This is a genomic window from Herbaspirillum sp. SJZ106 (assembly GCF_006715495.1).
Lineage (GTDB): Bacteria > Pseudomonadota > Gammaproteobacteria > Burkholderiales > Burkholderiaceae_D > Herbaspirillum.
Genome location: NZ_VFNI01000001.1, coordinates 904082 through 918862 on the forward strand (window position 1 = coordinate 904082; position 14781 = coordinate 918862).

General features: G+C 60.2%; 9 protein-coding genes. 6 read left to right on the top strand and 3 right to left on the bottom strand.

The features are described 5' to 3' along the window. Positions 1 to 29: 29 nt before the first annotated feature. A complete protein-coding gene (locus FB598_RS03950; RefSeq protein WP_141913077.1) occupies positions 30 to 590 on the bottom strand; it encodes a carbonate dehydratase in 561 nt (186 codons plus the stop codon). Positions 591 to 985: 395 nt separating this feature from the next. Here FB598_RS03950 and FB598_RS03955 point away from each other — a divergent pair, with 395 nt between their 5' ends. The 3 genes from FB598_RS03955 to FB598_RS03965 all read left to right on the top strand — a co-directional run bounded on the left by FB598_RS03955 (position 986) and on the right by FB598_RS03965 (position 10623). Further along, entirely contained in the window at positions 986 to 1213 is a 228-nt protein-coding gene (locus tag FB598_RS03955) for a hypothetical protein (RefSeq protein WP_255463966.1), read from the top strand. Positions 1214 to 1320: 107 nt separating this feature from the next. Further along, positions 1321 to 1563, top strand: a complete 243-nt coding sequence (locus FB598_RS03960; RefSeq protein WP_141913078.1) for a hypothetical protein — start codon at positions 1321 to 1323, stop codon at positions 1561 to 1563. 255 nt (positions 1564 to 1818) lie between these two features. Then, positions 1819 to 10623 carry a GH36-type glycosyl hydrolase domain-containing protein gene (locus tag FB598_RS03965; RefSeq protein ID WP_255515722.1) on the top strand — a complete coding sequence of 2935 codons (8805 nt, stop codon included), beginning with the start codon at positions 1819 to 1821 and terminating at the stop codon, positions 10621 to 10623. A 51-nt stretch (positions 10624 to 10674) separates the two neighbouring features. Here the strand turns inward: FB598_RS03965 and FB598_RS03970 are convergent, their stop codons facing one another. After that, on the bottom strand, positions 10675 to 10905 hold the full coding sequence (locus FB598_RS03970) for a hypothetical protein (RefSeq protein ID WP_141913079.1): 231 nt from the start codon (positions 10903 to 10905) through the stop codon (positions 10675 to 10677). Between the two features lie 170 nt (positions 10906 to 11075). Continuing rightward, positions 11076 to 11726, bottom strand: a complete 651-nt coding sequence (locus tag FB598_RS03975; RefSeq protein WP_141913080.1) for a BON domain-containing protein — start codon at positions 11724 to 11726, stop codon at positions 11076 to 11078. A gap of 223 nt (positions 11727 to 11949) precedes the next feature. Here FB598_RS03975 and FB598_RS03980 point away from each other — a divergent pair, with 223 nt between their 5' ends. The 3 genes from FB598_RS03980 (at position 11950) to FB598_RS03990 (ending at position 14747) form a co-directional block, all read left to right on the top strand. After that, positions 11950 to 12675 (top strand): Crp/Fnr family transcriptional regulator, encoded by a 726-nt coding sequence (locus FB598_RS03980; protein ID WP_183405806.1) that lies wholly within the window; start codon positions 11950 to 11952, stop codon positions 12673 to 12675. Positions 12676 to 12740: 65 nt separating this feature from the next. Further along, a complete protein-coding gene (locus tag FB598_RS03985; protein WP_221292361.1) occupies positions 12741 to 13439 on the top strand; it encodes a Crp/Fnr family transcriptional regulator in 699 nt (232 codons plus the stop codon). A gap of 585 nt (positions 13440 to 14024) precedes the next feature. Then, positions 14025 to 14747, top strand: a complete 723-nt coding sequence (locus FB598_RS03990; protein WP_141913081.1) for a DUF4198 domain-containing protein — start codon at positions 14025 to 14027, stop codon at positions 14745 to 14747. Positions 14748 to 14781: the final 34 nt, after the last annotated feature.

Below are 14781 nucleotides of genomic sequence, written 5' to 3' on the forward strand. Positions count from 1 at the left end.
GGCCGTTTCGTTTGGAGCAACGCCAGGGATCAGAACTCGTTCTGCAGTTTCTTGTACCCTTGCACCAGCTCATTGTTGGTACGGGCCACGTCTTCCGAGAATTCGGAGGCCGCCACCGAGACGCGGGCGATGGTCGAGAGATCGGTCTTGGGGCCGATGCGTTCGGTCGACGGGACGTAAAAGCCCGGCGGCAGGTCGCAGCCGTCGACCACGGCGTTGTGGCGCACCACGCAGCCCTTGCCGATGCTGCAGTTGAACAGCACGCTGTTGAAACCGATGAAGGCTTCATCGCCGACGGTGCAGGGGCCGTGCACGATGGCGCGGTGGGCGATGGAGGTGCGCTCGCCGATGGTGACTGCGGCGCCGGACTTGGAGTGGATCACCACGCCGTCCTGGATATTGGAGTGGGCGCCGATGACGATGGGTTCCATCTCGCCGTTGGCGTCGACCTCGTCGGCGCGGATCACGGCATAGGGGCCGATGAAGACGTTCTCATGGACGATCACCTTGCCGCACAGGATGGCGGTCTGGTCGACGTAGGCGGATTCGTGGACTTGGGGCCGGTGGCCGGATGGGTTGCGGCGAAGCATGGGGAAGCGCTCTCCTTGGTCTAGAATGGGCAGGTTGTGGTTTGCGCCAAGCGACTCTCGTTCAGTTGGGCAAGCTGGGTAGCGATCATACCGTGTATTTCTAGAACTCATTTCATAAATAGGAGTGAGATGCGTTCTGCTTAGAAAGGGCGCTGGCCGCGTTGCGCTCCTTGCGTGTGGCACCGCCACACGACGCGTCGCGCGCCTTGCACTTCATTCCAAACGGGGGAAGCTCGCACTCACTCCTATTTATGAAATGAGTTCTAAAAAAACAGTCGCTTATGTGCACTGCTGCACTTACACATACTCAAAAAGCTGATACAAGAAATGGCCGGTGGAAAAACGCCTTCTCACGAAGTAGGTGGCAAGGACTATCTGTTGAAGGATCGTCGGAAATGAAATTGAATTATGCCGCCTGTAACAAGGAAGCAGAAAGAGGAACGATGCGTCAGCCCTACGAAGAGAATACTGCCACACTAAAAGATTTAATGACGGTGGCGCCGATCCATCCGGAGGTGTATGCCTCGATCACGCGCGGAAGGGTCAAGGCCCGGCGCCTGGTCGAGGACTTCAGGGATGCGGCCAAGCAACGTCGGGAAGATATCCATTGGGTACTGAAATGAACGCGGGCGAACATTGCCAGGTGTATCGCGGGGACGATGGCTGAAAAAGCGGATTTTCCGCGTTGGCCCGCCAAACAAGATCGAGATGGATACACAGGGAGAACGCAATGCCAAATTACGAAACCAGCGGCAGCGACAGCAACTTTACTTATCAGCTATGGTATTCCCAAGGTTCCGCAGGCTGGGCGCTGGATGGTATCCAGATCCTGAAATTCAGCCAGCCGATCATGCCGATGCAAAAGATCGACGGCATCTATCCAATAGAAGCGCTTGCAGTAGCCCATGGCATAGGTTGGTGCGAGATATTCATACAGCAGTTGCAGAAAGAATCGGGAGTCGTGGCGGCATAAGCCGGCTGCCTCTATGTGCGCTGGCGAACAGAGGGAATCGTTGGAAGGAGATAGAGTTTCCACTTTGGCGCCGCAAGAAACTGCCGCCGACAGGTACTGTCATCGTCCGTATGCAGAGAACGACTCATAAGAACATGCATATGCGGCTGAACTGCTGACTTTCGATGTTGATCCCGGTCTTCTCTTGGCAAGGTCTGATGCGATCCCCGCTCTCAGCTTCCGTCGTCGAGCAGCATAGGATGAAAGACGTACATCGTGAAGCCAGAGATATCTTCGTTGGAAGAAGAGCCGCCACTTCGTGCCGAGCTGTTCAGTGCGCAGCAAATGGAGCAACACGGCCGCATCCTTGCCAGGGCGCATCGGCTCAGCATCGCCGTCGGCCCCGACATGCTGTTGCCGCGGTTGGCCGATAATCAGCAATTGATCGCTTCTACTTGCGCATTGCTGACCGAGGCCATCAAGGCTGGTCGGCAAGTTACCCCAGCCGCGGAATGGCTGCTGGATAACTATTATCTGGTCGATGAACAAATCCGCATCGCCAAACACCATCTTCCCAAAAACTACAGCAAGGCGCTTCCCCGGCTGGAGAACAGCCGCGCTGAAGGGAATCCGCGCGTCTATGATATTGCCCTGGAGACGATCGCGCATGGCGATGGCCGCGTCGATCCCGAGATACTGAGCCGTTTTGTCGCCTCATACCAGCAGGTCACCGCGCTCGATCTGGGGGAACTCTGGGCCATTCCCATCATGTTGCGGTTGGCGCTGATTGAAAACCTGCGCCGCGTCGCCGCGCGCCTGGCGATAACCCGCCAGCATCGCAACCTGGCCCACTATTGGGCGGATGCCATGCTGGAGGTGGCGGAAAAGAAACCGACGGAGCTGATTCTGCTGGTGGCTGACATGGCGCGCTCCGAACCGGCCCTGGAAAGCTCCTTTGTTGCGGAGATGGTGCGGCGCCTGCAAGGGCAAGGGCCGACATTGGCGTTGCCGCTGACCTGGCTGTCGCAGCGCTTGGCGGCATCCGGCGATAGCGTGGAAGACCTGATCCAGCGGGAAGGGCAGCGCCAGGCGGCCGACCAGGTTTCCATCAGCAATAGCATCGGTTCGTTGCGTTTTCTGGGCAGCATGGATTGGCGCGAGTTTGTCGAGACCATGAGCGCGGTCGAACATACCTTGCGTAAAGATCCCATGGATGTTTACGCCCGTATGGATTTTTCCACGCGGGACCGCTATCGCCATGCCGTCGAGAAGATCGCGCGCCATGGGCGGCTGCAAGAGAACGATGTGGCCGGCAAAGCCGTTGATTTGGCCCGGCGGGCATGGGAACAGGCGGGGGCGGCCGATCGCCGTTCACATGTGGGCTACTACCTGATCGGGGCAGGCCGCCAGTCTCTGGAAGACGCGTCGGGCATCGCAGGATCCTGGGGGACATGGCTGCGGCGGGCTTGCGCCAAACGGCCGCTAACGATGTATCTCGGCGGCATGTTGTTGGCTACCTTGCTGATTTGGTCGCCGGTGTTGCTGGCGGCGCTGCATGCCGGCGCTCACCGTTGGCATCCGGCCTGGTTCATGCTGTTCGGGATCCTGGTTTTGCTTCCTTCCAGCCAGGTGGCGCAAGCGATCGTCAACTGGCTTGTTCCATTGTGGGTCACGCCGTCACTGCTTCCCCGCATGGATTTGTCGGGGGGCATTGCGCCTGAGTCCGGCACCTTGGTGGCGGTTCCTTCCTTGCTCCATACGGCAGCGGGCGTGGAAGAACTGATCGATGCATTGGAAGTGCGTTTCCTGGCCAACCAGGACCGGCACTTGCGGTTTTGCCTGCTCACGGATTATGGCGATGCGCACACCGAGCATGCCGCCGGCGATCGGGTGCTGGTGGAGACTGCCAGGCGGCATATCGACAGGCTCAACCGGAAATACCCGCGCAACGGCGGCGACTACTTCCTGCTGCTGCATCGCGACCGCCAATGGAACGCCACTGAGGGCGTATGGATGGGGTATGAGCGCAAACGGGGGAAACTCGGCGCGCTCAATGCCTTGTTGAAGGATGCCGACCAGGATGCGTTTGCCGTCATCCTCGGCAATATCGAAGGTCTGGGCAATATCCGTTACGTGATTACCCTCGACACCGACACCGAGCTGCCCCGCGACGCGGCGCGCAAACTCGTGGCCACCATGGCCCATCCGCTGAATCGTCCTGTTTTCGATCGGAACAGGAACATCGTCGTCGATGGCTACGGCATTCTCCAGCCCCGCATCGCCGTGGGCACTCCCCGCCCCAATGCTTCGCAATTTGAGTTGCTGTATGGCGGCGATGTCGGCATCGATCCCTATACGCGCGCCGTTTCGGACATCTATCAGGACCTGTTTGGCGAGGGTTCCTTTACGGGCAAGGGGATCTATGAGGTCGATGCTTTCGAACAGGTCATGCGGAACCGGATACCGGAGAACCGTATCCTCAGCCACGATCTTCTGGAGGGATGCTACGCCCGTTGCGGGCTGCTCAGCGATGTGCAGCTCAACGAGCATTATCCATCGCGCTACAGCGTGGACGCGAGCCGGCAACATCGCTGGATACGGGGTGACTGGCAGATCGCCGCCTGGATAATGCCCACCGTACCGGTGCGCCGTGATGCCGCGACGGGGCGCCTGCAGCGGGAGACGAATCCTTTATCGCCGCTGTCGCGCTGGAAGCTATTCGACAATCTGCGCCGCAGCCTGGCGCTGCCGGCGCTCATCGCGATACCGCTCATCGGATGGCTGTTCCTTGCCGATGGCTGGCTGTGGACACTTTGTTTGCTGGCCATGGTGTTCATTCCGACCGTACTCTCTTTGTTGCTGAACCTGGCCAGGGTGCCGGAGGATGCTTCGCTATCGCAGCATGCGGCGGTGTCTGCGCGGGATACATTGGTCCATCTCCTGCATGGCGTCCTGGATGTCAGCTTGCTTCCCTATGAGGCGTGGTACCGCATCGATGCCATCGTGCGTACGCAATGGCGGTTGCATCTGTCGCATCGGAAGATGCTGGAGTGGCGCAGTTCGAACGAAATCGGCCTGCAAACAAGCAACCACCTGCGTTCCTGTTGCCAGACCATATGGCAGCCGCCGATCCTGGCCCTGGCCCTGGCGGGTTATCTGGCCGTCATGCATCCGCTCGTCTTGGCGGCGGCGTCGCCGATCCTTTTGCTATGGTGGGCCGCGCCGTATATCGTTTTTCGTCTCAGCCAACCGATAGCGCGGCGCCAGGCCGCCCTGAGCGATGAGCAAACGCGCTATCTGGGGGCTTTATCAAGGAAAATATGGCTGTTCTTCGAAACCTATGTCGGCCCGGCCGACAACTGGCTGCCGCCCGACAATTTCCAGGAGCACCCGGCCGAAGTGCTGGCCAGGCGTACCTCGCCGACCAATATCGGCTTGTCCCTCCTGGCCAACCTGAGCGCCTTCGATTTCGGCTACATCCCGGGAGGAAAGCTCATTGAGCGTACCCGGCAGACTTTCCAGACCCTCGGGGGGCTGGAGCGCTACCAGGGCCATTTCTACAATTGGTATGACACCCAATCCCTGCGGCCGTTGGCGCCTGCCTATGTGTCTACGGTGGACAGCGGGAACCTGTCGGGACACCTCCTGACGCTGGCTCCCGCGCTCGTGGAACTCATCGATGCGCCGCTGTTGCATCCACGGCTGTTCTCCGGAATCCGGGAGACGAGCCGCATCCTGGAAGAGATGACGGCAGATACGGCCCTGCCGTTGCCGGCGCCGTTCAACATGACGCTGGATGCCGCATGCGGGCTGGGGCCATCGGATGGCGCCGGCAGGTTGCAGGCACTGCAGCGGCTCAGCCGGCAGGCGCAGGATTTTCATGCGCAATGGCAATTGGCGGGCAATGACGCCGGAGCCGGTGCGCCGGCTTCCGGTTCTTCAACATCAAGGAATGAAGGGGCAGCGGCGCAATCGCTGATCCGCCAATGGTCGAATGCGCTGGCAAGCCAGTGCCATGACGCGCTGGCGGAACTGGAGGCGTTAGCGCCGTGGCTCCAGACGGTTGCTGCGCCGGGATGGGATACGGAATTTCCGGCTATTTTTTCCTTGCTGAACGTCCCGCTCACGCTGGGGCACATCGCGCAGCTAGGCGCCCTGGCGCATGCCGGTTTCGATACTGCCTTGCGCGAAGGCGCGAGCCAGCGGCCTGCGGACATCAGCCATCTTCAGCGGCAGATCCAGGCCGCCAGCGCGCTTGCCGCCGACCGTATCCGGCAGATCGGGACGCTGGCCATGCAGGCCAATGAGTTTGCCCGCATGGAATATGGTTTTTTATACGATCCGTCGACCCACCTTCTGGCAATCGGCTACAACGTCAGTGAACACCGCCGTGATGCCGGGTTCTACGATTTGCTGGCGTCGGAAGCGCGCCTGGCGACGTTTGTCGGCATCGCCCAGGGGCAATTGCCGCAAGAAAGCTGGTTTGCACTGGGACGGCAGCTTACCCTGGCCGATGGCAAGCCGATACTGCTTTCCTGGAGCGGCTCGATGTTCGAATACCTGATGCCGTTGCTGGTCATGCCGACCTTCCGCGGCACCTTGCTCAATCAGACGTACCACGCCGTGGTTGAACGGCAGATTGCCTATGGCGCGCAACGCGGCGTGTACTGGGGCATGTCGGAATCCGGCTACAACGCATTCGATGCGGGGTTGAACTATCAATACCGGACCTTCGGCATCCCGGGGCTTGGCTTCAAGCGCGGGCTGTCGGACGATCTTGTGGTGGCGCCTTACGCCGCCATGATGGCGCTGATGGTGTCGCCGCAAATGGCCTGCCGCAATCTTCAGGAAATGAGCGCGGCCGCTCTGGAGGGAAGATACGGCCTTTACGAAGCCATCGACTACACCCCATCCCGCCTGCTGCGCGGACAAAGCCATGCGGTGGTGCGCTCGTTCATGGCCCACCACCAGGGAATGGGCCTGCTGTCATTGGCTTACTTGCTGCTGGATCGGCCGATGCAGAAGCGCTTTGCCTCTGTCCCGCTGTTCCAGGCCACCATGTCCTTGCTGCATGAGCGTGTCCCCAAAGCCGGCATCAACTATTCCATGACGCCCGACCTTGCCGACGCACGTGCGGCCCAGGACGATCCGAACCTGCACGTTCGCATCAGCCACCGGCACGATCCGCCGGTGCCGGAGGTGCAGCTGCTTTCCAACGGCCGCTACCATGTCATGCTGACCAGTGCCGGCGGGAGCTACAGCCGCTGGGGCGATCTGGCGCTGACGCGCTGGCGCGAAGACGGCACGCGCGACCAGTGGGGAACATTCTGTTATGTCCAGGATATGGAGGACAGCGCATTCTGGTCGACGGCTTACCAGCCGGCGCAAACCGTACCATCGCATTACGAGGTCATCTTTTCCGAAGGCCGGGCCGAGTTCCGTCGCCGTGACCGCGAATTCGACATGCATACGGAGATCGTCGTATCGCCGGAAGACGATATCGAATTGCGTCGCACCAAAATCGTCAACCGCTCCCAGCGCACCCGTACGATCGAACTGACCAGCTATGCCGAAGTGGTGCTGGCGCCGGCGGTTGCAGATGCGATGCATCAGGCTTTCGGCAATTTATTCGTGCAAACCGAAATCGACCGGCAGCGCGGCGCGATCCTGTGCACCCGCCGGCCCAGGTCGAACGATGAAAGCGTGCCGTGGATGTTCCATCTGATGTCGGTGCACGGCGCGGTATCGAGCGCAACATCGTATGAGACGGATCGCATGGAATTCATCGGGCGCGGCAATACGCCTTCCCATCCGAAGGCCATGCGGGTTCAAGGGGCGTTGTCCGGCAGCACCGGTTCGGTGCTGGACCCGATCATGGCCATCCGGCATCGCATCACGCTGGAGCCGGAACAGTCCGTCATTTGCGACATGGTCATTGGAGCGGCGCAGACGCGGGAACATTGCCTGGGGCTGATCGGCAAGTACCAGGACCGCCATCTGGCCAGCCGCGTCATTGAACTGGCATGGACGCACAATCAGGTGGTGCTGCGCCAGCTCAACGCCAGCGAAGCCGATGCGCAGCTGTACGGCCGGCTGGCCAATTCGGTGATCTATGCCAACCCGCTGCTACGCGCCGAAGGCAGTATTTTGGCGCGCAACGAACGCGGCCAGTCGGCCTTGTGGAGCTACTCGATCTCCGGCGACTTGCCTATCGTATTGGTGCAGATCCACGACATGGCCCATCTTGAATTGGTGCGCCAGATGGTACAGGCACATGCCTACTGGCGCTCCAAAGGACTGGCGGTTGACCTTGTGATATGGAATGAAGACCATGCCGGTTACCGGCAGGTCTTGCAAGACCAGATCCTGGGGTTGATTTCCTCGGTGACGGGCGCGCATGCGATTGACCGGCCCGGCGGCATTTTCGTGCGCCTGGTCGACCAGGTTTCCGATGAGGACCGGATCCTGTTCCTGTCGGTGGCGCGCGTCATCCTGAGCGACCGCAAGGGCACCCTGGCCGAACAGGTCAACCGCCGCGATCCGCCCGAACTCAGGATGCCCTTGCTCGTGCCCGATGCGCCAGCGACGGAGCGGGAGCGGGAGCGAGGCGACGCGGAACCGCTGCCGGCCCATGCAGCGGATGATGAAGCGGATGATGCGCCGGCTCCGTTGTTCCAGAATGGCATCGGCGGCTTCAGTGCGGACGGCAGGGAATACCGGATCATCACCGGCGGCGAGCGCTTTACCCCGGCGCCATGGTGCAACGTCCTGGCCAACCCGATGTTCGGCACGGTCGTCTCCGAGAGCGGGCAATCCTATAGCTGGGGCGAGAATGCGCATGAATTCAGGCTGACGCCATGGGAAAACGACCCGGTCAGCGACGGCAGCGGCGAAGCGTTTTACCTGCGCGATGAGGAAACCGGAACGTATTGGTCGCCGACGCCCTTGCCGCGCCGCGGCAACGGTACTTACCTGACGCGGCACGGCTTCGGCTATAGCGTGTTCGAACATCGCGAAGATGGGATTGTTTCGGAGTTGACGGTCTATGTCGCCCTGGATGCCGCCGTGAAATATTCCGTTCTGCGTATCCGTAACGAATCGGGCAGGCAACGCCAGATGTCGGCGACAGGGTATGTCGAATGGGTATTGGGAGATTTGCGCGCCAAGACCGCCATGCACATTACCAGCGAGATTGAACCGCGCACGGGAGCATGGTTGGCCCGCAATCACTACAACACGGAGTTTCCGCAACGGGTGGCCTTTTTCGATGTCGATGCCGTCAAAACCGTCAGCAGCGACCGCCGCGAATTCATCGGCCGCAACCGCTCGCTGGGCAACCCGATCGCCATGGAGCGCCGGCGCCTGTCCGGAAAGAGCGGCGCCGGGTTCGACCCGTGCGCGGCCATGCAAGTCGCCTTCGATCTCGGCCCGGGCCAGGAGCGGGAGCTGGTTTTTGTGCTGGGCGTCACCGATGCCCGCGAGGCCGAGCCGGCGGGGATGATCATGCGCCATCGCTCCGGCAGTGCCGCGCACGAGGCCTTGCATGCCATCCATCGCTATTGGGAAAAGACGCTGGGCACCCTGCGCATCGCCACTCCCGAGCCGGCCATCGACATACTGGCCAATGGCTGGCTGCTCTATCAGACATTGGCATGCCGCCTATGGGGACGCAGCGGGTTTTACCAGTCCGGCGGCGCATTCGGTTTCCGCGACCAGTTGCAAGATGCCATGGCGGTAGTGCATAGCGAACCGGGACTGGCCCGATCCCATCTGCTGCTGTGTGCCTCGCGCCAGTTCGTCGAAGGCGATGTCCAGCACTGGTGGCACCCTCCTGCGGGGCGCGGCGTAAGGACGCGTTGTTCGGATGATTACCTGTGGTTGCCGCTGGCAGTATGGCGCTATGTCAGCGTGACCGGCGATACCGGCGTGCTGGACGAGAGCGTGGCTTTTATCGAAGGCCGCCCGCTAGGGCCGGATGAGGACTCCTATTACGATCTGCCATCCCGATCGGCGCACTCCGCTTCGCTGTACCAGCATTGCGTCGAGGCCATCCGGCATGGCCTGCGATTCGGTGCGCATGGCCTGTCGCTGATCGGTTCCTGCGACTGGAACGACGGTATGGACAAGGTGGGCGATCAAGGCAAGGGAGAGAGCATCTGGCTCAGCTTCTTCCTCCATGAAGTGCTCATGCAATTTGCGCAGGTAGCGGCCGGGCGGGGAGACCAGGCGTTTGCAGAAAACTACCGGGACCAGGCCGCGCAGCTAGGCCGCAACATCAATCAAAACGGATGGGATGGCAACTGGTATTTGCGCGCCTACTTCGATGACGGAAGTCCGCTCGGCTCCGCCGGCAATGCCGAATGCCGGATCGATTCCATTTCCCAAAGCTGGGCCGTGTTGTCAGGCGCCGGCGAGCCACGCCGTTGCGAGCAGGCAATGGCCGCTGTCAAGCAGCATCTGGTGCGCGAGGAGGCGGGGCTGATTCAACTGCTCGATCCGCCCTTTGACCATGCAGGCCAGAACCCGGGCTACATACGCGGCTATGTTCCGGGCGTCAGGGAGAACGGCGGGCAATATACCCACGCGGCCATTTGGGCGGTGATGGCGTTTGCACGCATGGGCGACGCCCAATCGGCGTGGGAGCTTTTTCGCATGATCAATCCGCTGAACCACACGCGAACGATGCGGGAGGTCGGCATTTACAAGGTCGAACCCTATGTGATGGCGGCCGACGTGTATGCCGTGGCGCCGCATACCGGGCGCGGCGGATGGACCTGGTATACCGGATCGGCAGGCTGGATGTACCGCCTGTTGACGGAGTCGCTGCTGGGACTATGCATCGAGGGAGACCGGCTGAAGATTACCCCTTGCTTGCCGCAGGACTGGGAGAGTTATTGCCTGGATTACCGCTACCGCGGCACCCGGTATCGCATCACGATCAGGCAGCAATGGCCGCAGGGGGATGGATATGCCGACAGCCGATACATGCTGGATGGAGCCGTCCAGGGAGACACCGGCTTGACGCTGACGGACGATGGACTGGAGCACGCGGTGGAGGTGACGCTGTACCGGAAGACATAGGCCGTCTCTGCCGCCGGTGCCATGCGCGGGCAGAGACGGCTGGTTTCCTTGTCAGCGTCCCCGGTTGCGGTATTTCGCCGGGATCTGCTGCGCCATCTTCTCCGACTGATGATTCTTTCCCGCGCCATGGTCTTTTGCATGCGCCTGGCGATAACGATCCTCTTTTCCTTCATTGCGGGGATCGCCGGGATTTTCGTGGGAGGCGCGCTCATCATGCGGATGGCGATGCTGTGCATGGGAGACTTCTTCGGCATTATCCGGAAAGTGTTTCTTTGTGTTCATACCGTGTTCCATCATGTTGGTGGTTAAGGAGGGAATGCTCTGCGTGCTACACTGCCACGAGCCTGCGGCAAGGCTTCTCCAATGCAGAGGATGCAAAAGGCCTGAATGCCGCCGGCGTGTTGTTGATCTGCAGTTGATCTGCATTGGGAAGCGTCTTTTCCAATTTGGCGTCAGGAAACCGTCAGATGGTCAATGACGTTGTTGACGCCGGGGCTGCGCCAGACGGAGTTCTTGGCCTGGTAACGTTCCGCAATGCTATGCACATTGCCGGACAAGGTCACCTCGGCGCCATGAATCGAGACCAGAATATCCTTCGCATCGACGTGCGCCTGGTCATTCAGCGCCGCTTCGATCTCGTCCTTTGCCAAGCTTGCAGCGCTTGCCGGCTTGATCAGGATTTGGTTGCTGGTGCCGAGCACTCCCATTAATTGCCTGACGGCGGCATGGGCCGATTCGCGTTGGTATTTCCATTGAACCTCGCCTGAAAGCGTGACCCAGCCCTTTTCGCAGGTCACACCGATGGCATCCTGCGGGAAGTGGGGCATCCATGAAAGGACATTGCAGACGGAGCGGGCGATGTCCCTGTCGGCACGCTGGATCGTGCCAGGCAACCTGACCTCCATCTCCACCGCCAGGGCCATCATTCCGGCGACGCGTTTGGCTGCGCTTTCAGCCCCCCATTTTGCGGTAAAACTATCGACCTGGCCGGTCAGGGTAACGACGCCATCTTTGACGTCGACGCCGATTTGCGCAGGGGTGAGGGCGGGTTCCGACTGCAGTTCGGCCATGACATCCTGCTGTAATTGGAGATCTGTTTTCATCTCAAGCTTTCAATCCGGTGACAAGGATTCCACTATGAAGAAGTCCTGCGCCTGGGTCTGTTCGCTGGAGCACCCAAGCAACGCAGAGGAGGAGTCGCCATGTCGGGTGATGCGATATGTTCGATACCGAACATAACTTTCTCTTCCGGAGTCCTATACTGAAAAACTACCTCATGCATAGGGAAACAGTAGGCAGATCAATGACTGTAGGGGAAATGGCGCGATGATTTCAATCACTGACACCGGCATTGCAAAAAATGGCCTGCTGGCGGCATTGCCGGAGGCAGAACTACGGCGATGGCTGACGCAGCTTGAATTGGTGGATATGCCATTAGGGCAGGTGCTGCACGAATCCGGAGATAACCTGCATTATGTTTACTTCCCGATCTCTTCCATCGTGTCGTTGCTCTATGTGCTGGAAGACGGCTCTTCCGCGGAGATTGCGGTGGTCGGAAATGAGGGCATTGTCGGCATATCGCTTTTCATGGGCGGCGAATCGACTTTAAGCCGGGCTGTGGTCCAAAGCGCGGGAAAGGGCTTCAGGCTGCGCGGGCAGGTAATGAAGGAAGAGTTCGACCGCTCCGGGCCGGTATTGCACCTGCTTTTGCGCTATACCCAGGCATTGATTACCCAGATGTCCCAGACCGCGGTATGTAACCGCCACCACTCATTGGACCAGCAGCTATGCCGCTGGCTATTGTTGAGCCTGGATCGTCTCGATAATAATGAATTGATCATGACGCAGGAGCTCATTGCGAACATGCTGGGGGTGCGGCGTGAAGGCGTCACCGAGGGCGCATTGAAATTGCAGCGCGCCGGGCTGATCCGATACGCAAGGGGCCACATTACGGTATTGGACAGGGCGGGGCTGGAGCAGCGTACGTGCGAATGCTACGCTGTCGTCAAGAAAGAATATGAGAGACTATTGCCTTCAAAGCAGGCGTCATGACAGGCCGGTCCGTTGATGGCTCCTATTGGCGGCGCGCAGATGGAAAACAGCAAAGGAGAACCCGCTTGTCCCCCCACGAGAATCATCTGATCGAAAGACTACCGCGCAAGGAGCGCCATCATCTTCTGGCGATGAGCGACTCCATTGCATTGGAGCCGTCGGCTATCCTCAGCGAACCGGGCGGGGCGACGCGCCATGTTTATTTCCCTACCGATGGGTTCATCTCCCTGGTGGCCATGATCGATGGCAGCCCGGGCGTGGAGGTCGGCATGGTAGGGCAGGAGGGGATGCTCGGGGTGCAGGCAGTGCTGGGCATCAATACTGCCCCGCTGTATTCACTTGTGCAAGGCGCCGGCAATGCATGGCGTACAGAGATAGTCTTGTTCCAGCATGAGCTGGAGCGTAGCCCTGCATTGCGCCGCGGCATGCACGCTTACCTGTATGTGCTGATGGCGCAATTGGTGGTGTCGGCCGCCTGCCTGCGTTTTCATGTGCTAAGTCAGCGTCTGGCGCGTTGGCTGCTCATGACCCAGGACCGGGTACGTTCGGACCATTTGCATGTCACCCATGAATTTCTTGCTTTTATGCTGGGGGTACGTCGCGTCGGCATCACCACTGCGGCAGCCACGATGCAAAGAGAGGGGCTCATCGAGTATCGCCGCGGGCATCTGATGGTGCTTGACCGCAAGGGGCTTGAAGCAGAAGCCTGTAGTTGCTATGCGTCTGACAAACAGAAATATGCCAATTTCTTAATTCAGCACTGACTATGTCGAATTGCATCGGAAACTGATCAACGCCTGGTCTTTTCTCCTTCGGCAGGCACCGGACGTAAGCTCATGCTGCGAACCTCGCTGCAGGGCGTCCAGAGCGTGCTTGCCGTTTTCCTTGTCCGAAGCGCACTCAGGTAATATAATGATAATCATTCTCAAAATGAGAGAGTGATTAATAGAGTGAAAAACAGAGCGTTCCGCCCGGCCATCGGTGAGTGCCGCCAGCGGTGCAGGAACGCCAGCCATCGGGAAACGGTCGGCAGTTCGACAACCGTGCAGGCGAGGGCCCGGCATATCAACCGGATGCGATTCAAGGCCGATGCAAGGCGCTTGCCGCATCCATCCGCCCTCGCTGCATCGCCAGTCATGGCCGCCGTCAATGCATCGGCAGCCTGGCCCGCACAGAACATCCCTTCCAGCAGAAGCGCCTCCTGGGGCAATCCGATTCGCGCCAAACGAAACGGCATCCGTACGTACGGACATTCATGTCCGTCGCATGCGTGTGCCGTTTCCCTGGCTGAACCTCATCCAGCGTGTGACCAGAAAACTAACATCGAAAACTTCGAAAGGAATAAGTTCATGAAGCGTCTGGCAATCGTATCGAGCCTGTTTTCCACCCTCGTGCTGGCAGTGCCGGCCGCCGCGCACCAGATCTGGCTGCAGCAGGACGCCAAGGGCGCGCGGCTCTATTTCGGCGAGTTCGGCGAAAACCTGCGTGAAGCCTCGCCCGGCCTGCTCGACAAGTTCGTGAGCCCGAGCGCCGTGCTGATCAGCCCCAACGGCGACCGTACGCTGGCGTTGAGCAAGCAGTCCAATGCCTTCGATTTGTCGGCCAAGGCCGGCAGCGGCGAGTCCATCGTGGCGGAAGAAGCGCATTACCCGGTGTTCGAAAACAAGCATGGCGGCGGCACGCCGACCCTCACTGCCTGGACCCCGGCGGCGCGCCTGGTAACGTCCAATGCGGCGCAGGAGCCGCGCCTGACGCTGGACCTGCTGCCCACCGGCAAGCCGGGCGAATTCAAGGTGACCTACAAGAACGCGCCGCTGCCCAAGGCCAAGGTCGGCCTGGTGGTGCAATCGGGCTGGATGAAGGAAGCCTATTCGAACGAACAGGGGCTGGTGCATTTCGACATGCCGTGGCAAGGCGCCTACGTGGCCGAGGTGCACCACACCGACAAGGTGAGCGGCGAGCGCGACGGCAAGGCCTTCGATACGGCCAGCTTCGTGACCACGCTGTCGCTGGTGCAGCCCAAGGGCATCAAGGCGCTGCCGGCAGGCCCCGCGGCCAAGCCCAACAAGTAATCAGGCAATCAAGTAATCAAGCAATCGCAGCAAG

Bases quoted from the DNA above. Each gene is read 5' to 3' on its own strand.
- FB598_RS03950 (WP_141913077.1), bottom strand. From the start codon at position 590: ATGCTTCGCCGCAACCCATCCGGCCACCGGCCCCAAGTCCACGAATCC.
- FB598_RS03955 (WP_255463966.1), top strand. From the start codon at position 986: ATGAAATTGAATTATGCCGCCTGTAACAAGGAAGCAGAAAGAGGAACG.
- FB598_RS03960 (WP_141913078.1), top strand. From the start codon at position 1,321: ATGCCAAATTACGAAACCAGCGGCAGCGACAGCAACTTTACTTATCAG.
- FB598_RS03970 (WP_141913079.1), bottom strand. From the start codon at position 10,905: ATGAACACAAAGAAACACTTTCCGGATAATGCCGAAGAAGTCTCCCAT.
- FB598_RS03975 (WP_141913080.1), bottom strand. From the start codon at position 11,726: ATGAAAACAGATCTCCAATTACAGCAGGATGTCATGGCCGAACTGCAG.
- FB598_RS03980 (WP_183405806.1), top strand. From the start codon at position 11,950: ATGATTTCAATCACTGACACCGGCATTGCAAAAAATGGCCTGCTGGCG.
- FB598_RS03990 (WP_141913081.1), top strand. From the start codon at position 14,025: ATGAAGCGTCTGGCAATCGTATCGAGCCTGTTTTCCACCCTCGTGCTG.